This window comes from Acetobacter fallax (assembly GCF_011516735.1).
GTDB classification, from domain to species: domain Bacteria; phylum Pseudomonadota; class Alphaproteobacteria; order Acetobacterales; family Acetobacteraceae; genus Acetobacter; species Acetobacter fallax.
On record NZ_WOSX01000036.1, the window covers coordinates 16,997 to 33,136 of the forward strand.

A 16,140-nucleotide genomic window follows, 5' to 3' on the forward strand; every position below is an offset into this window, starting at 1 on the left:
GAAGGCGCCCTGGCGCCTTCCGCTCGCGACGCAAAGCGGCGCGTTGTCCCGGCAAAAAACGAGACCATAATTTACCTGCGAGGAATGCTGGAAAGATCGGAAGCCCAGGTCGGTTTCAGTCCTGGTCGTCGAGTTTCTCAAAGGTCCGGCATCACTAACGTCAATCCATTCTGCTACCGCCCCCGAAACGGGTGCAGCAGCAGGCGCAAGTATCACCCGTTGCTCAGTCCCCGTGCAAAACGCACCAGCCGCTTCGTGCGAAAATGCAGATCGTGCGAAAGCCAGTCCCCAGCGGAAATCTCCCGACCGAACAGGACGCCGGCGATCTCGCGCTGCGAGACCCCGCCGTCCAGGCCGTCAAGCGTACGGAGCGCCAGGATCAGCCTGCTGATGCGATCGGATGACAGGCAGGCCGGGTCACGACCGGGAGGACATCCGTTGAGGACGCGCCAGAGCCGCAGGGCGGCCTGGACGCGCACCTCGAACAGCGCGTCGAGCGGCAGAAACACGCCGACCTGCGCGCCGGCAGGCGGCAGGACGTACAGCCGCAGGATCTTCTCCCCCCGCTCGATCAATACTTCTCCCGCCATGTCGGACGGCAGTCCTGTCCGGGCGAGGGAGAGCGGACGGTGCGCCGAGTCAGCCAGTGCTGTCGGCAGGGGGACAACCGCAATCACGGCCGGCGATACCGCAACAGTCCAGAGGGCGGTACGCGGATCGAGGGCCGTGCGGACACTCTCGAAATCGCAACCCCCAGCGCCGGGCGAAGGCTTCGGCGTCTGACGTGGACAACGCGGACCGGCGCACAGCGCGCTGAAGGGTGGCACGATCGCGGACAAAGTCCCGATTGCGACTGACAAACTGCAAGGCAAAGGCAGGGGCGTCGAGCGACCGCAGGCCCTCGTACGCGCCCGCCGACCGCCAGTTGGCGCGGCTCATGGCGTCGTCTCCGATGCGTAACGGGTGGGAACAGGGCAAGCACTTGCTCGCGAGAGTATGCCAGACCGTCCCGCTGCCCGCTACGCCCCGGTCCTGCAACAGGTCTTGCGGATCACGCAACGATTCAGGGGTTCAGTGGGGTGCACCGCCGCGCAGGAGATGCCGGTAGCCATGCCCGGTCATCCAGTGCGCCCGGGCCAGATGGCTGTGCCAGCAGCGATGGACGCCCTCGGGATCGGCCGCCGGGTCACGATGGAGCACGATCCGGGCGACCTCGCGCCAGTCGGCGCCATCGACCTCGGCGTCCAGCAGGCGGAGATAGGTGATGAGGTGCTGTTCGTCATAGCCGGTGAGACAGGACGCCTCCGGAGCGCTGTCGGCGACGGGCGGATCGAGCGGGGGTTTCTGCATGATGGAGCCGATCAGGTCGGAGAACGAACGCGACGCCCTTTAGCCCGCCGCGTTTCGCTACCGGAAGTCTCGTTAAGAAACATGACGCCGCGTCCTTGTCCGGACTCGATGAACAGGATGCCCGCCGCTTCCAGAGCGCGGCGGACCTGGTCGGTCGTGCCCTCATGGACACCGAGACCGCGTTCGGATTCAAGGCGCTTGAGCGCGGTCAGTGCTACGAGGGCCTTTTCAGCAAGCATCTCCTGTGTCCAGCTCAGGAGTGCCCGTGCCGCCCTTACCTGTCGGCCAGTGATCATCCATGATCACATCCAACACGCGGAGCATGCACACCAGAAATACGACTATAATAGTCGTATATTGAAGATTCAACACCGTTCTTTCAGCATGATGCCGGAAGAGAGTCGGTGGATTGTGGGCATGCACGATCAAACGAAAACCCCCGCCCTACGCGGAGGTCTCGTCGTCGTGGTATCTGGCCGCGAATTGCGCGCATGCCAGCTTCAGTTCGCGCTCGATCTGTGCCCGCTCGCGGCGGCTGAGTGCGTAGCTGGTCAGTTCGGCGCGCAGCATCTGGATGTGGTCGTGTAGCGTGGTCATCGTCCTGCTCCTTTCGTTTCTCGAAGACAGGACATCGCCTCATGCACGCGGGAGCCGGGTCAGGGATCGCCGCAGGCGACCGGCTTGCCGGCGCGCGGGGGAGCCGATTTTGTTCGGGACGGCCGACAGGTCGGCTCGGGCAAAATTGGGGGGGACCGCGCGTCCTTGAGGCGGTTCACGCCGGGCATGGTACAATGGGAAGACTGAGGGAAGCCCTCTTCCCCCTGCCCCACCCGAAGACAGGCCGATCGGATCGCGGGCGATAAGCCACACCCATTCTTCCATTCCGGCCGCCACCACGAAGGCCCCGCCCGGACCGGCCGGGCGGGGGATCGCGTGCGCCTCAGTCGCCGCCGTTGCGACGGCCGTTGGGGCGGGACCAGATCAGGCTGTAGCCCTCGCCGTCCTCGTCATCGAAGAGATTGGCGAAGATCGGGGCGTTGAAGCTGGGGTCATCGAGCTTGAGGCTCAGATAGTCGCGCCCCTCGTTGGAGCGCCGGGACCAGGCCGCTCCGATCTCAACCCGACCGACGAAGACGCGGTGACTGGGGGCATTTTCGTTCGCGCGCGCGGTCTCGGGGGCGATGCGGACGTTCGGGGTCTGGAGCGAGAGGGTAACGATCTCGCCGTTATACCCGTTGCCGACTTTTTTGAAGGTGCCGATGGTGGCCATGATACTCTCCGTGATCTCTGTTATCGAGTCCGCACCATTGCGGCCTCGATGGCGATCGGACAGACGGAGGCGAGCGGCGGCGCATCCCGCAGGGACCGAAGCGCAGCGGAGGACGGCGGGACAGAATTTTCTTGGTGCGCGAGGAATGGCGGCGCAGCCGTCAGGGGAAGAAAATTATGGCCCGCTGTTGTGCCATAGCCGATCGAGGCGCAGCCGGCCTTCGGCTAGATCAGCCATTTTGAGAGGCAGCATGGATGCGCGGCCAGACAGGGCACACATCACGGAGACCATGGCGACCCGCACAGCACACGAGATCCGGCGGCAACCAGAATGACGGCGTCATCCTCCCACCATACCAGCCAATCGAACCGGCCCGTTCCGGGACAGCGCCTCGCAGGACCTGCCCGGCTTTCCCCGTTGCGATCGGCCTGCGGGCAGTCAGAGCGCCAGTCCGGATCCTTCAACAGGCGAGCCGTATCAGGGTCAGAGCGTTGCATCCGCGCTTCGCCGTTCCTCGTTCCCCGCCTCTCGATGACGAAGGCAGACAGGCCGATGCCTGATCCAGGCCCACTCACGGGCTGCCGTACCGACCGTCAGACCCGCGCGATGCTCCCGTTGGTCGGTTCGTTCGGGCGGGGCCATGCCGGTAAAGTGGACGAACGCGGTGATGCCGACCGCGATCGCGCCGATCACCGAAAAGAAGAGCTGCCAGACAGCGGACGGCATCATCATCTGGGCGAGACCGTGCGTGGCGCTATAACCGGCAATGATGGCGGGCACGGTATAGAGCAGGACGATCAGCCCTCGCAGCCAGATCCACGGGGTGCAGGCAAGTGCGATCTGGCCGACCATGAAGGTCGCAATGCCCGCCATGACGCCGACGATCAGGGCGCCGATCACTCCGGCGCCGGTATGGAACGCCCAGAGCCCGGCATACAGCCCGCCGGCAAACGGCAAGGCGAAGACCGCGAGCGTGAAGATGAGCCAGCAGAAAAATCCAATGCCGGCGACGATCAGGAACGATGCGAAGATCACCATGGTGGCGGCTCCCGTGAAGATGACATGATCTGACGGTCGCGCCTGCCACCACCACCACGGCGCAACCCCCATCATAGCGAAAATGGTCTGTCGACGGAATGAAAATCATGCTGGCGTCCGGCACAAGAACGTGCATCGTGGGGCTGTTCAGGGAGACAATCTCATGGCGGAAATCAGGGGACGGGAACTGCATCTGGTCAAAAAAGCACTCGCCATTGCAGTGCTGGCGATCGAACGGCAACCAGGGCCGTTTCAATCCTATTCGGACATGCAGGACATGAAAGGCCTGCTCGACCTGCTGGTTCCCGGTGATACCGAACTGGCCTTCTATGCCCGTGCCGCCAGGATCGCGGTTGCGGGCGACCCGGACTGAAGACGGTGCTCACGCACCGCCCCCGAACCGCAGGACCGGGATACCGAGCTTCTTCGCCTTATCGGCCAGATTCTCCTGGATGCCGGTTCCGGGGAAGACGATGACGCCGATCGGCATTGTGTCGAGCATGGCGTCGTTGCGGCGGAAGGGCGCTGCCTTGCGGTGCCTGGACCAGTCCGGCTTGAAGGCGATCTGCACGATGTCGCGATGATCGGCCCAGCGTGACGCAACGAATTCGGCGCCCTTGGGCGAGCCTCCGTGCAGCAGCACCATGTCGGGATGCTTGGCCCGGACCTTGTCGAGCCGGTCCCAGATCAGGATATGGTCGTCGAAATCGAGACCGCCGGTCACGACGACCCTGGGGCCGGGCGGGACCAGCAATTCGCCCTCGGCCTTGCGGCGGGCGTTGAGAAAGTCGCGGCTGTCGATCATCGACGCCGTCATGGTGCGACGGGAGACCAGCGAACCGACCTTCGGACGCCACGCGCTCATCGTCAGGCGCTCGAACTGCTCCTGCGCCTCGTCTCGGAAGATCTCGTAGGCGTTGCGGCGCTCGATCAGGGTCAGCCCTTCGGCGATCAGCCGCTCCAGTTCCACCGAGCGGATCTCGCTGCCGTCCTGTTCTTTCTGACTGTTCTTCTGCGCCTGCTCGTTGCGGTCAAGCTCGCGTTCGACCTGGCCGACCATGCGGTGGAAGATGTTGACCGTGGACCAGAGCAGGGTTTCGAGGTCAGGCTCCAGCCGCGTTTCGGTCAGGGTCGCAGCGATGGCGTCGAAGATGTCGGCGACGGCACCCCCGATACGAGGAGCTTCGGGCAGCGGCCTTGGATCGGGCTCGTCCTCGAAGGGACGGTAGCCATACATCTGGAGTTCCGCCAGCACATGGGCGGTCGGAGATGCGGCATGGGCGGGTTCGAAATCGTCTGTCACGCGGGTCATGGGGCTGTCCTCCGGGATACCGGCCGCGCCCTTCGCGGCCTTTCCGGGGGCGGATAGCGGCAGACCAGGGACGGGACGGAACCGCGCGCTCGCGCGCGGCCGCAGCGCAGCGAAGGATGGCAGGGGGTCGGCTATTTTGCTTCGCGATGTAAAGCGCCCCCAAAGGGGCGCGACGGAAAATAGCCGGCCCCGCCATTGAAGGCCCGGCCCGGCTGACGCCCGCTCCCCACTTGAAAGACCCAGGGCGCGCCCCATCCGGATACAGGACAGCCCCGCACCATACGGGAAAGATGATGAACCTCACCTCCCTTTCCCGGCCTGCTCAGGTGCCAATGCTCTCCAGAAACCGCGCCACGTCCGAGGGAGCGAGTTGCGGATGCAGGATCGCCCGCAGCGCGCCGCGTCCCAGGGCACGGAGATCGTCGTTGAAATCCGCCAGACGCGGTGACAGGCCGATCAGTTCGATCCCGGCTTCCGTGGCCCGCGCGTCGAGCGTCGCCAGCGCCTGATCCCCGGCCGGGTCGTCATCGCGCAGGACGTAAAGACGGCGCAGCGGCGGCGGAAAAATCAGGGCAGCGAGATGCGCCGAGGACAGGCAGGCGGCCAGCGGCAGATCGGGCAGAACCTGACGGAGCGACAGCACCGTCTCGATGCCTTCTCCGGCAGCGAGCACGTCGGATGCCACCCCGAAGCGCACGGCATGGCCGAGCAGTCCGCCCAGGGCACGGCGCGGATGATCGACCGGGGCCTTGCCACGCCCGTCCGCCGCCAGCCAGGTGCGATGAACCCCGGTCAGCGTGCCGTCGAGATCGGTGACGGCGGCGATCATGGCGGGCCAGGTCTCGGTCGGACTGTCCTCGTCGGGGCGGTAAAAGCAGCGCGGATGGAAGCGCAGGGCTCCGGTTCCGTGCAAAAGCGTAAGGTCGCGTCTGCGAAGATACGCTTCTACTTGCGTACCCGCGATCGGCCCGGACATGGCCCAGAGCCGTCGCGCCGCTTCGGAAGAACTGGCGGAACCACGCTCACGGGCAGGCCGGTCCTGTGACGGCGGCACCGGGTCAGGGCGAGGCAGGCTGAGGAAGGCGCGCGCCTCGTCGACCACGTCGCGGAAATCCTGCAGACCAAGGCTTTCGCGGATCACATCCAGCAGATCGCCATGTTCGGCGGACTGCGCATCGGTCCACTTACCGGCCCTGCCGTTCGCGGTGTCATGTAGCCGGACAAACAGCGACCGACCGGGCGTGTTGCGCACATCGCCGACCAGCCAGTAATTGCCGTGACGGCGACCGGCGGACAGATACCGACGGCATACCGCCTCCGCGTTCTCCGCCAGACGGCGGGCGAGATCGCCTGCATCATGCCCCGCCATCGCCCTGCCCTCCTGTGTCGGGATTACCTCCGTCCAGAGCAATCGCCAGCCAGCGATCGGTGGTCATCCATGTAATCGTCCTGCGCCTGCCAAGGTCAAGCAGATGCGCACCGCCACCGAAGGCGCCGATCCTGGGACGTGAACAGCTATTGGCCCACTGGAATCCCCATCGGCCCCGCAACCGGAATGCTCGTGCGCAGCGTAGCACGAATTCCACCACCTGCTGCGGATCTCCGGTTGTCTCGTCGTGCATCCAGAGTTTCGTGCCGCCATATTCAGGCACGATCGACAGAATGAAACCGTCAGACGGTGGATCTTCCGCCGCCAGTTCGTCGATGAATTCATTGTAGAGGTCGAGCGCCTTTGCGGCATTGTCCACGGTACCCACGTCGAGCACGCAGGAAAAATGCGTGAAGAAATCAGCCATCGGAAAAACTCCCGGAACGAAAAAGCCCGGCGCAGGGGCCGGGCTTGTAAAAACGTATTGGCGGAAATAAAGAAAAGCGGCTTTCAGGAAGCCCGTTCCATCAGCCTGCGGGCCTTTTCTTCCAGATCCAGCCGCGTGTCCTGATTGGCTTTCGTCCGCGCCAGTGCGGTAATCCCCTGCACGAAATCAAATACGCTCTCGGGCTTGCGGCCCTCTTCGTGCAGCACGGTTTCGATAATCTTCGCCGTTTCCGGTTTCGAGAACCCGCGACGGCGCAGGAAACTTTCCCGATCCTCGTCTGTTTTCGCGACCAGTGCCTGCCGGGATGCCTGAATGCCGGAGACAAACGAGGCCGGGCTGGCCGTGGCGAAATTCCGTAGCGCCGGGGTCGCCTGATGCACGAAGCGAGAGGCCGCAAACTTGCTATGCCGGATCGTGATCTGTTCGAAATTTTCTACGCCCCAGAGCATGCGGTTTTGACACACCCCGCGCAGATAGAACGAGGCAATGCCGAGGCTCTTGCTGCCTACCTCGCTGTTCCACGCATAGAAGCCCCGGAAATAGAGATCGGGGTCACCATTGGGCAGGCGTCCGGCCTCAATCGGGTGTGTATCGTCCACGAGGAACAGAAACACATCGCGATCTGATGCGTAGAGCGTCGTCGTCTCCTTCGTGATGTCCACGTACGGATTATGGGTCATGGTTGCCCAGTCAATGACGCCGGGTACCTTCCAGTTGGTATCCCCTGTGCCGTCGCCAGCGATTTTGCGCACCGCGCCGACCAGTTCATGGTCCCAGATGCGGCCGTAATCGGGGCTGGTGACCGCGCGTAGCTCGACGCGGCCGTCCTCGGTCTCCAGTGTTTTCACCAGTTCGGCCCGGTGTGACAGCAGGCCGTGCTGGAGATTGATCGCTGCCAGTGGAGCCGGAAGGTTGCGCAGATAGGATGATGGCGCGCCGACCAAACTGGACATCTGGCCGAACGACCAGTGTGTGGGGACAATCGGCTCCTGCTGTCCCGGTACGGTCAGGGTCAGGCGCTCGGCATTGTCGCGGGATGCTTCCACGCGGATGGCGCGGCTTTCCACCGTGCGGGCGGTGGCGCGCTCGGCACGGGTGAGCGTGGCCGCATGCAGGTCGGACAGGGACAGGTAGCGCTCATCATCGGGGCGGGAAAACCATTCGGACGAGACGCGGGCACTCCGTTCGCCTCGCGACGGGTCGATACGGAAGCCGCCGGAAGTGGCACCACGGGACGCGGGGGACAGGATGGTGGTCATGGGAGACTCTCCTCTTATGCCGGTTATTCGGCACAGAAGGCGAAGCCACCCTCTTCCTCTGATCACCACTTCCCACGCGGGATCCCATCCGACCGCAGAAACACCCAACCCCTCATCCCGGAACACGGCGCTCTCTTCACCTACCGGAAATCATGACTGCGATGGGGGGAGAGCAGACTGTCGGGTAACGCGCGCGGTAAGCAAAAAGCTGCCGGGTTGGGGATTTGCCGTCCATCTCGCAATGGGCCGCGGACATGATGAGAAGATGTTTGTCGCGCTTAGGCGATATCCTCGCTCGCGATACGAGGCACGTGCGCACCAAGCAGACTTTCCAGCCAGTTAATCCTGCCGCCGCGATCTCTGCAGTTGGTGAAGAACGCGCGCTGTTTTGCGCGCGTGAGTGCCACAAAGAACGAGTTCATCTCCTCCATTTTGTTAGGAGTTAGGCTCCACCAGCTGTTACTATCAAGGCCGAAGAAGACGACCGTATGGAACTCCATTCCTTTACTCTTGTGGATGGTCATCAACGGCACCTGGTTACGCCCTTCGAAGCGGTCGAGCGCTTGGCTCCAACTGTCGGCGTCGCCAAGGCACTCGGACAGCAGGAGTTCGAAACCTTCCACCACGCGAGCGAAGTCGGCATTGCGTGTGTATGACGGTGTCACGCGCCTTATGACCGCCTCGCCTATTTCCTCGATTAGGAGAGCGACAGCCCCCACTGCGTTGGCAGCACGCGGATCATGCGAGGTAATGTAGGCCCTGATCGATTTTACCAGAGCTTCGGTACGAGCCGCCGATCGTTGGAGTCCGAGGTCGTCGTCAAGAGATATCGCCTCCAGCCTTCGTAGCTGCTCTTGAGCCAACGACCATGCCGCGGGGTTTCTTTTTTCTGCCCCAAGCCTCAGCAGCGGAAGGAGAAGCTCGGATAGCTCTTCGGCGAGCAAGTCTTGGATCGCGATCGAGCCGACGTTCCGTGCGACGTTTCGAAGAGGGACGCCGAGTTCGGCAAGAGCCGGGCCTAATTCTTTCTCCAAACGTTCGGGGCGGTTCCGCACAAGGACTGCCAGTTCATGTGCCGGAATACCGTCACCGACCTGCTCGGCTATCCAGCCTGCTAGGCCTTCGATTTCTTCTTCTTCGCTTCCGAAATCCCAAATCGCGCAGACATGTCCATCGACCGTCTTTTCCCCGCGTGCAACCGCATGCTCTACATTGGGGTCGATGCTTTGCGCGACGATATGCTGGATCGCCACGAGATCGGTATGCGAGCGCCAGTTCAAGAGCAGCGATATGGGTCTTGCATCGAACTGCTGCGTGTACACCTCGAAGCCGTTCGGCATAGCGCCCGCCCAGCCCATGATACGCTGCTTGTCGTCTCCGACCGCGGTAAATGTGTTGTGGTCTTTGTCAAAGGCGGAGGTGAGCAGCTCGAACTGAGCGCGCTGCGTGTCCTGGAACTCATCGAGGAAAATGACAGGGTAAGTCATCCGGATCGCGGCGTGGATACGGCGGTTGGCGCGTACGAGATACTCTGCGAGACGATTTATCATCGGAAACGTCAGATAAGCGGTCGGTCGCCCATGCAACTGATCATTCCAATATTCGTCGAATATGGCCTGAAGGTTAGCTGGCGCGCCTTGGTCAGCGTCGCCGATCCGGACGTGTGCGATAATGCGCGCGAGTTGCTGAGCATTGATGTTGTGAATTCCGGCGCGCATCAGAAAGTCGTTTAACGCATCGTTGGTCGGAAAGGCGATCTCATAGTTTGCTGGCGGTCTGTATTGGACTGGTACTGCCATTCGAAACTGATCGACAAGCCCTTTGGCAAAAGCATCGAATGTTAGGGACACAAACCGCCGTGCTTGTCCCTCTGGACACCGTTTCCGCACGCGGGCCGAAAGCGTCTCCGCGGCATCGCGCTTGAAGCTTATCGCAAGGATTCGTTTGGGCGCAAGACAGAGTCCGGTCTGTAGGAGGTAGGACGCTTTTTGCGCAAGAAACTCTGTCTTGCCGGCACCTGCTCCGGCAGTGACGCATACACTGCGGTCAGTTTCCCGAAGTGCCTCCCAGGCGCGGTCTTCGAGTTCCTCTATGCCTTGGGGCACCCAGTCTTCCGGACGAACGAGACTCATGGGATAACTGTATGCTTAACGTAAGCGATGAGCTTCTTCAGTTCTTCTGGAGCATCCTTTTTAAGGTCTTTCGGCTCGATTTCGCTCAAGGCGCGGAGGTGCGCTTCGGGCTTACTCTCGCTCAGGAACAGATACGGATACCAGATGAAGCTATCGTCCCACCCGTCGTCGTAGAGATCGGGATCGCCTTTGGTCTTCAGCGTGACATTCTTCTTCTCCTCGAGCGCCTTCGCACTCTTTTTGGGGCCATGGCCGCCTGGTCTCGGCTTCTGGTAAACGTCTGGGAACATCCCCAGCATCGAAAAATCGATATCGAGCGGGGATGAAAAGAACACGCCTTCTCGGCTCAGCGCCTCGAGCCACGGATGGAGTTGGTCTTGGTCTATGAGCTCTTGGTCGTCGATCTCGTCAATCGCATCTAGATCGATTTCCTCGTCCACAACGAGTTTGTTGGTGCTGAGGTCGTTGCCGATAACGGCAAGCTGCTTAACGACGTACTGCACGGTCCTCGCACCTCCGTGCTGCCGTCCAGCATCAAGATCAAGCAGGGTGGCATAGGGGATTTTGATATCCGATAGGAGACGCCAGAAATGAGCGACGAACCGTCCTGCCAAAGGCACGATTGGAACGAATGAGCGATCGAGCGGGAAATCCCACGCCTCAGCAATAGCGGGAAGCACGATCGCCTCCGATTCGCCCTCAGCCAGCACAACGAACCGTGCAAAGTATAGTTCGGGATAAGCACGCACGGCCAAACGCACATACCTACGAGCTTCGGTGCCTTCTTCTGGAAGGGTAAGGAGCTTCACCGAAGACTCGCGGGTCTCGGTGTTTAGGCGAGCGTATCGCACTTCTTCGGGTTCTACCCGGCTAAGAATGCTGGCGCTGTGACTGGAGAGAATCACCTGCGCATCGGCAGCACCGCCGATGTCGCGTGCCTGACGCATGATCCGGGATAGAAAGAACGGCGAGAGGGAGTTTTCCGGCTCTTCGATCGCAAGGATCGTTAGAAAAGTTCGGCGGAGTTTCTCCTGATCGAACACGCTGCTCGCTGGAACCTCCTGTAAAGCATCGCGTTCGATTTCGAGTGTTGCTGCAGTCAGTGCGATGTGGAAAAGAGAGCGTTGTCCATCGCTGAGATCTTCGAGGCGGCGCTCCCGCGCTGCCTCGTCCGGAAAGAAGACAAACTCCGCGCGCCGAACGAGCTCTTCAAGCCTGGTCTCGACCAGTCTGAGCTTCGGGGTCGTGTCCGTGTCTCCCGTGTACACTTCCGACCATCGGGTTTTGAGCCGTTCCAGAATAAACTCCGTGACATCTTCGGCATCAAATTTGTCTTGAAGTGCGCTCGCCGACGTCTCTGCCTGTTCAATCATCTCCTGAGACCATTTCGCGGCGCGCCACAGACGTCCTTTGAGTAGGTTCGTGACCTGATCGGCTGCGTTGCGATTGGCGGGGACATATATGAGCTGGATGAAGTTTCGCTCGACGGCTTGTACCGCCTGGCACTCGTCCCATGCGAAATGGTCGTCCGTTGCGCGCACCCATCGGAACGCCTCCTCTATTGTTCCTTCGGGCGTGCCGTCGTCGATCCACTTCGCTTCGAGGCGCATACGCACTTTCAGCGGCTCATCTTCTCCGCTCGTGGCCATCTGATTGAAGACTTCGGGGATTGCATCCGTATCCGCATCGTCCTCTTCCAACTCGGGGAAGCCAAGCAAGCAATCGATGACCATAAGGGTTTCCGACCGGAGTTCCTCGTCTTCCTTGGGCACATGGAAGTCGGATTTCCGGATCGTCCGTTGGATGGTCGATGTGCCGAAGGCTTTTTGGATGGCAGCGAAAATCGCCGTCTTGCCAGAACCGTTGTTGCCGACAAAGGCCGTAACAGCATCTTCGAAGGTGAGCGTCACTCCTACTGGCCCAAAGCACCTAAAGTTGCGGATAGTCAACTGCTCAATTTTCATAGATCCCCCCCGGTACGATCGGTAGCTGCCAATAACTGTTTATTTTATCGTCTAATCCAGACATGACATATCGCATTCGGCCCAAAGTAATAACGGGTGTTTGCACTAGTAATGTCTGCTATGCAGAAAGTGATATGGGCAGCTGTATGTTCGAGAAGAGGCGACTGCTGCCTGTCCGCTCTGCTTCTGCTATGCCGACAGGCAGATTGCTGCAGGAATTGTCCATAACGCTTCGCCGTCAATCTCAATCAGCAGCTGTGTTCCGCTGGACAGAATGCGCATACCGATCCCCCCACTTCTTGAGCGCCTGAATAACTGGCTTCAGCGTCTTTCCCAGCTCGGTCAGGGCGTAGTCCACATGCGGTGGCACCTCGGGAAAAACGGTGCGTGACACCAGTCCGTCTGCCTCGAGTTCGCGCAACTGATTGGTCAGCATCCGCTGCGTGACGTTGGGAAGGCGACGGCGCAGTTCGCCGAACCGCAGCACTCCGTCCTCGAACAGGTGATACAGGATCAACGCCTTCCACTTCCCGCCAAACAGTTCCAGCGTGGCTTCCACCGTGCAACCGGGGCTACAGGCCAGCGTGGTGTGACGAATGCGGGGCATGGTATCATTCCTGACACTAGTGGCGGTTTATGTGCGTTCTTGCGCACACCGCAGGCTGGGTCAATGTTTACATGCGGGCCGGACAGATGGCCTGCATTTGTAAACAGGGTTGATCATGTCTTCATCTTCTTTATTCGAACCTGTGCGACTGGGCGACCTGTCGCTGGAAAACCGGATCTTCCTGCCACCACTGACACGCTGCCGCAGCACCCAGCCCGGCGATATTCCCAACGCGCTGATGGCCGAGTATTACGCGCAGCGCACGCAGGCGGGTTTCCTGATTACCGAAGGCACGCAGATCGAACCTCGCGGGCAGGGCTATGCCTGGACACCGGGCATCTATTCACCCGAACAGGTCGCAGGCTGGAAACTGGTCACCGATGCGGTACACGCAAAGCGGCGGCCCATCTTTGCGCAGTTATGGCATGTGGGTCGTGTCTCTCACCGCGCATTGCAGCCCGGTCATGAGGCGCCGATCGCCCCGTCCGCCGTCGCGGCAACAGGCGTAAACGTGTTCATCCCCATGGGATCGGGCACGGGAAAACTGGTCCCACCCGACGTGCCGCGCGCACTTTCCATCCCCGAAATCCATGAACTGGTGGAGCTGTACGCACAGGCAGCCCGCAACGCCCTGTCAGCCGGTTTCGATGGCGTCGAAATCCACGCCGCCAATGGCTACCTGATCAACCAGTTCATCTCCGAACGGGCCAATTTCCGCACCGATGCCTATGGCGGCAGCCTGTCCAACCGCCTGCGCTTCCTGCGCGAGGTGGTAGAGGCCGTTTCCGCCGTCGTCACCCCCGACAGACTGGGCGTGCGGTTTTCCCCGCTGTTCGGCACGACTACGGAAGAGCGCGTGTATCTTGGCCTGCTGGAGGACAATCCAGCGGAAACCTATACGGCGGCCGTGCGCGTGCTGGCGGACGCGGGCATCGCCTATGTCTCGCTCGCCGAGGCTGACTGGGACAATGCGCCTGAAATGCCGGACGCCTTCCGCGCCAGCGTGCGCGACATCTTCGGCGGCCGCATCCTGTGCGCGGGCCGTTACGACCTGCACAAGGCACAGCATGTGCTGGCGCATGACTGGGCGGACATGATCGGCTTCGGGCGCAAGTTCATCGCCAATCCGGACCTGCCCACGCGGCTGAAACATGGCTGGCCACTCAACTCGCTGGACCCGACGACGATGTATGGCGGCGGCGCGCACGGCTACACCGACTACCCTTTCCATAATCAATAAACAGGGAAACGGACCAATGAGTTTTTACCAGACCCTCAACCCGACAACGGAAACCGTGGAACGCACGTTTGAACTGCATACTGCCGCGCAGATGAAGGCGATTATCGATCGCGCGGACCATGTGTGGAAGACCGACTGGAAGAAGCGCGACATCGCAGCCCGCAAGGTCATCATGTCAAAGGCTGCCAACCTGCTTCGCCGTGACCGCATGACACATGCACGCCTGATCGCGACCGAAATGGGTAAGGCGCTGCCTGACGCGCTGGAAGAAATCGACATCACGGCCGACATCCTCTCCTACTATGCCGAGGGCGCGGAGAAATTTCTCGCTCCCACGCCCCTGAAGGTCAAGGAAGGCCATGCAAAGATCATCAACCAGCCGCTTGGCGTAATCTACTGCATCGAGCCTTGGAACTTCCCCTATTACCAGCTTGCCCGCGTGGCGGGGCCGAACCTGATGGCAGGCAATGTGGTCATCGCCAAGCACGCGCCCAACGTGCCGCAATGTGCGCTGGCCTTTGAAAAGCTGTTCCACGAGGCGGGCGCGCCTGCTGGTGTCTATACCAACATCTTCCTCGACAACGATCAGTCCGCCGAACTGATCAAGGATTTCCGCATCCGTGGCGTCGCCCTGACGGGCAGCGAACGCGCGGGCCAGACGGTCGCGGCCGAAGCGGGTGCGGCGCTGAAGAAGGGCACGATGGAACTTGGCGGTAGCGACGCGTTCATCGTGCTGGATGACGCGGATCTTGAACTTGCCGTGAAGTGGGCGACATGGGGCCGGTTTGCCAATAACGGGCAGGTCTGCACGGCGGCCAAACGGATGATCGTGCATGAGAAGGTCTACGACGCCTTCCTCGCGGGTCTGAAAACCGCGATCACGCAGTTCCGCATTGGCGATCCGCTGGCTGAGGGTACCACCCATGGCCCGATGAGCAGCAGGAAGGCACTCGACACCGCACTGGCGCAGACTGACGAAGCGGTCAAGGCAGGCGCAACGTTGGTGGCCGGGGGCAAGCGGATGGAGCGCAAGGGTTTCTTTATGGAGCCGACTATCCTGACCAACGTGTCAAAGGACAATCCGGTCTTCTATCAGGAGATTTTCGGTCCCGTTGCCGTCGTGCATAAGATCGCATCGGAACACGAAGCCATCGAACTGGCCAATGATTCTCCTTATGGCCTCGGCGGGGCCGTGTTCTCGCGTGACCTTGGCCGGGCGGAACGGGTGGCCGAAGCGGTCGAGACCGGCATGATGTTCATCAACACGGCCACGGCTGCGGCCCCTGAACTGCCGTTTGGCGGGATCAAGAACTCTGGCTTTGGCCGCGAACTGTCCTTCCTCGGCATTGAGGAGTTTATCAACCGTAAGCTGATCCGCGTTGCCTGAAGATTAGGCGAACGCTGCTTTCTGTCCCGGATAAAATCCTGTCCGGGGCAGAGGTGTGCTACTCATCAAGTTAAATGCCACCTACGGCTCAAGTGATACGAAGAAATGGTATATGCCTGCTTTGGCAACCGCACGATTAGTCATCGAATGACCGGAACTAGGCGGAACCGGTCGTTATAAATGCAATCGAGCAGCCAGACACGGCTGTGCGCCCCGCTTTCGGACCTATAGCCTCACGCACTCAACCCAACTCTTGATAATGGGATTTCAAGAAACGCTGGCAGAGGTGGTCCCGTCCGTTCGGACAGTTTTGCGGGCTTGATAAGCTATACCCGGTTGTTGTTATGCCGCCCTTCTGACGGCGTTGCTGTTGGCCATCTGGTCCGGGGTTAACCCCGGACCAGATGGCGTCGGCACGTTATGATACGCCTCATCGGGCGTTCGTCCAGCCAGCGCCGTATGCGGACGCCTTTCGTTATAATGGGCGATCCATCTGCCAAGCCCGGCCCTCAGCTCTGATCCGGTCTCGAACGCGTACAGGTAGACGCATTCGTATTTCAGCGACCGCCACAGGCGCTCGATGAACACGTTGTCCAGCCAGCGACCGCGCCCATCCATGCTGATGCGGATCTGACGCTCTTCCAGTATCCCGCTGAAACGGGGTGTCGTAAATTGCGACCCCTGGTCAGTATTGAAAATGTCCGGGGCGCCATAGCGCATGAGGGCATCCTGTAGCGCCTCGATACAGAACTCCACGTCCATCG

General features: G+C 61.2%; 17 protein-coding genes and 1 pseudogene. 3 read left to right on the forward strand and 15 right to left on the reverse strand.

Annotation, left to right across the window (positions count from 1 at the left end):
* Positions 1-212: 212 nt before the first annotated feature.
* The 7 genes and pseudogenes from GOB85_RS19390 to GOB85_RS14610 form a co-directional block, all read right to left on the reverse strand.
* Positions 213-827: a DUF2285 domain-containing protein gene (locus GOB85_RS19390; RefSeq protein ID WP_338421762.1), complete on the reverse strand. Its 615-nt coding sequence runs from the start codon at positions 825-827 to the stop codon at positions 213-215.
* A pseudogene (locus tag GOB85_RS19395) lies at positions 799-939 on the reverse strand (transcriptional regulator domain-containing protein); the annotation flags it as partial. The pseudogene GOB85_RS19395 and the gene GOB85_RS19390, both read right to left, overlap by 29 nt.
* 132 nt (positions 940-1,071) lie before the next feature.
* Positions 1,072-1,350 carry a DNA -binding domain-containing protein gene (locus tag GOB85_RS14590; RefSeq protein WP_173578225.1) on the reverse strand — a complete coding sequence of 93 codons (279 nt, stop codon included), beginning with the start codon at positions 1,348-1,350 and terminating at the stop codon, positions 1,072-1,074.
* An 11-nt stretch (positions 1,351-1,361) separates the two neighbouring features.
* Positions 1,362-1,589, reverse strand: coding sequence for an XRE family transcriptional regulator (locus GOB85_RS14595; RefSeq protein ID WP_456304300.1), 228 nt, complete (start codon positions 1,587-1,589; stop codon positions 1,362-1,364).
* Between the two features lie 205 nt (positions 1,590-1,794).
* Positions 1,795-1,947 (reverse strand): hypothetical protein, encoded by a 153-nt coding sequence (locus GOB85_RS14600; protein WP_173578227.1) that lies wholly within the window; start codon positions 1,945-1,947, stop codon positions 1,795-1,797.
* Positions 1,948-2,290: 343 nt separating this feature from the next.
* Complete coding sequence (locus GOB85_RS14605) at positions 2,291-2,620, reverse strand: DUF736 domain-containing protein (RefSeq protein WP_173578228.1); 330 nt, start codon at positions 2,618-2,620, stop codon at positions 2,291-2,293.
* Between the two features lie 483 nt (positions 2,621-3,103).
* Positions 3,104-3,733, reverse strand: a complete 630-nt coding sequence (locus GOB85_RS14610; protein WP_408737080.1) for a hypothetical protein — start codon at positions 3,731-3,733, stop codon at positions 3,104-3,106.
* A gap of 88 nt (positions 3,734-3,821) precedes the next feature.
* Between GOB85_RS14610 and GOB85_RS14615 the strand changes: the two genes are divergently transcribed.
* Positions 3,822-4,031, forward strand: a complete 210-nt coding sequence (locus GOB85_RS14615; RefSeq protein WP_010517904.1) for a hypothetical protein — start codon at positions 3,822-3,824, stop codon at positions 4,029-4,031.
* Positions 4,032-4,040: 9 nt separating this feature from the next.
* Here the strand turns inward: GOB85_RS14615 and GOB85_RS14620 are convergent, their stop codons facing one another.
* The 7 genes from GOB85_RS14620 to GOB85_RS14650 form a co-directional block, all read right to left on the reverse strand.
* The gene (locus tag GOB85_RS14620; RefSeq protein WP_010517906.1) at positions 4,041-4,970 is read right to left on the reverse strand and encodes a DUF2493 domain-containing protein; all 930 of its coding nucleotides are present in this window, start codon (positions 4,968-4,970) and stop codon (positions 4,041-4,043) included.
* A gap of 322 nt (positions 4,971-5,292) precedes the next feature.
* A complete protein-coding gene (locus tag GOB85_RS14625; protein ID WP_034931912.1) occupies positions 5,293-6,339 on the reverse strand; it encodes a DUF7146 domain-containing protein in 1,047 nt (348 codons plus the stop codon).
* The gene (locus GOB85_RS14630; protein ID WP_010517909.1) at positions 6,326-6,766 is read right to left on the reverse strand and encodes a hypothetical protein; all 441 of its coding nucleotides are present in this window, start codon (positions 6,764-6,766) and stop codon (positions 6,326-6,328) included. Before GOB85_RS14630 ends, GOB85_RS14625 begins: the two co-directional genes overlap by 14 nt.
* Before the next feature lie 83 nt (positions 6,767-6,849).
* Positions 6,850-8,046 carry a hypothetical protein gene (locus GOB85_RS14635; protein WP_034931909.1) on the reverse strand — a complete coding sequence of 399 codons (1,197 nt, stop codon included), beginning with the start codon at positions 8,044-8,046 and terminating at the stop codon, positions 6,850-6,852.
* Between the two features lie 278 nt (positions 8,047-8,324).
* Positions 8,325-10,178 carry a UvrD-helicase domain-containing protein gene (locus GOB85_RS14640; RefSeq protein WP_173578229.1) on the reverse strand — a complete coding sequence of 618 codons (1,854 nt, stop codon included), beginning with the start codon at positions 10,176-10,178 and terminating at the stop codon, positions 8,325-8,327.
* Positions 10,175-12,142 carry an ATP-dependent nuclease gene (locus GOB85_RS14645; RefSeq protein ID WP_173578230.1) on the reverse strand — a complete coding sequence of 656 codons (1,968 nt, stop codon included), beginning with the start codon at positions 12,140-12,142 and terminating at the stop codon, positions 10,175-10,177. Before GOB85_RS14645 ends, GOB85_RS14640 begins: the two co-directional genes overlap by 4 nt.
* A 244-nt stretch (positions 12,143-12,386) precedes the next feature.
* On the reverse strand, positions 12,387-12,749 hold the full coding sequence (locus tag GOB85_RS14650) for a winged helix-turn-helix transcriptional regulator (RefSeq protein WP_010510588.1): 363 nt from the start codon (positions 12,747-12,749) through the stop codon (positions 12,387-12,389).
* A 115-nt stretch (positions 12,750-12,864) separates the two neighbouring features.
* Here GOB85_RS14650 and GOB85_RS14655 point away from each other — a divergent pair, with 115 nt between their 5' ends.
* Both GOB85_RS14655 and GOB85_RS14660 read left to right on the forward strand, forming a co-directional pair.
* Positions 12,865-13,989, forward strand: a complete 1,125-nt coding sequence (locus GOB85_RS14655) for an alkene reductase (protein WP_053324188.1) — start codon at positions 12,865-12,867, stop codon at positions 13,987-13,989.
* A gap of 16 nt (positions 13,990-14,005) precedes the next feature.
* Positions 14,006-15,376: an NAD-dependent succinate-semialdehyde dehydrogenase gene (locus tag GOB85_RS14660; protein WP_173578231.1), complete on the forward strand. Its 1,371-nt coding sequence runs from the start codon at positions 14,006-14,008 to the stop codon at positions 15,374-15,376.
* 342 nt (positions 15,377-15,718) lie between these two features.
* Here GOB85_RS14660 and GOB85_RS14665 read toward each other — a convergent pair.
* Positions 15,719-16,140: integrase core domain-containing protein (locus tag GOB85_RS14665; protein ID WP_173578232.1), on the reverse strand; the 422-nt coding region annotated here is incomplete at its 5' end.

What these genes read in the sequence shown, in the direction of transcription:
- GOB85_RS14590 (WP_173578225.1), bottom strand. Translation starts at nt 1,350, where the DNA reads ATGCAGAAACCCCCGCTCGATCCGCCCGTCGCCGACAGCGCTCCGGAG.
- GOB85_RS14595 (WP_456304300.1), bottom strand. Translation starts at nt 1,589, where the DNA reads ATGCTTGCTGAAAAGGCCCTCGTAGCACTGACCGCGCTCAAGCGCCTT.
- GOB85_RS14600 (WP_173578227.1), bottom strand. Translation starts at nt 1,947, where the DNA reads ATGACCACGCTACACGACCACATCCAGATGCTGCGCGCCGAACTGACC.
- GOB85_RS14605 (WP_173578228.1), bottom strand. Translation starts at nt 2,620, where the DNA reads ATGGCCACCATCGGCACCTTCAAAAAAGTCGGCAACGGGTATAACGGC.
- GOB85_RS14610 (WP_408737080.1), bottom strand. Translation starts at nt 3,733, where the DNA reads ATGATGGGGGTTGCGCCGTGGTGGTGGTGGCAGGCGCGACCGTCAGAT.
- GOB85_RS14615 (WP_010517904.1), top strand. Translation starts at nt 3,822, where the DNA reads ATGGCGGAAATCAGGGGACGGGAACTGCATCTGGTCAAAAAAGCACTC.
- GOB85_RS14620 (WP_010517906.1), bottom strand. Translation starts at nt 4,970, where the DNA reads ATGACCCGCGTGACAGACGATTTCGAACCCGCCCATGCCGCATCTCCG.
- GOB85_RS14625 (WP_034931912.1), bottom strand. Translation starts at nt 6,339, where the DNA reads ATGGCGGGGCATGATGCAGGCGATCTCGCCCGCCGTCTGGCGGAGAAC.
- GOB85_RS14630 (WP_010517909.1), bottom strand. Translation starts at nt 6,766, where the DNA reads ATGGCTGATTTCTTCACGCATTTTTCCTGCGTGCTCGACGTGGGTACC.
- GOB85_RS14635 (WP_034931909.1), bottom strand. Translation starts at nt 8,046, where the DNA reads ATGACCACCATCCTGTCCCCCGCGTCCCGTGGTGCCACTTCCGGCGGC.
- GOB85_RS14640 (WP_173578229.1), bottom strand. Translation starts at nt 10,178, where the DNA reads ATGAGTCTCGTTCGTCCGGAAGACTGGGTGCCCCAAGGCATAGAGGAA.
- GOB85_RS14645 (WP_173578230.1), bottom strand. Translation starts at nt 12,142, where the DNA reads ATGAAAATTGAGCAGTTGACTATCCGCAACTTTAGGTGCTTTGGGCCA.
- GOB85_RS14650 (WP_010510588.1), bottom strand. Translation starts at nt 12,749, where the DNA reads ATGCCCCGCATTCGTCACACCACGCTGGCCTGTAGCCCCGGTTGCACG.
- GOB85_RS14655 (WP_053324188.1), top strand. Translation starts at nt 12,865, where the DNA reads ATGTCTTCATCTTCTTTATTCGAACCTGTGCGACTGGGCGACCTGTCG.
- GOB85_RS14660 (WP_173578231.1), top strand. Translation starts at nt 14,006, where the DNA reads ATGAGTTTTTACCAGACCCTCAACCCGACAACGGAAACCGTGGAACGC.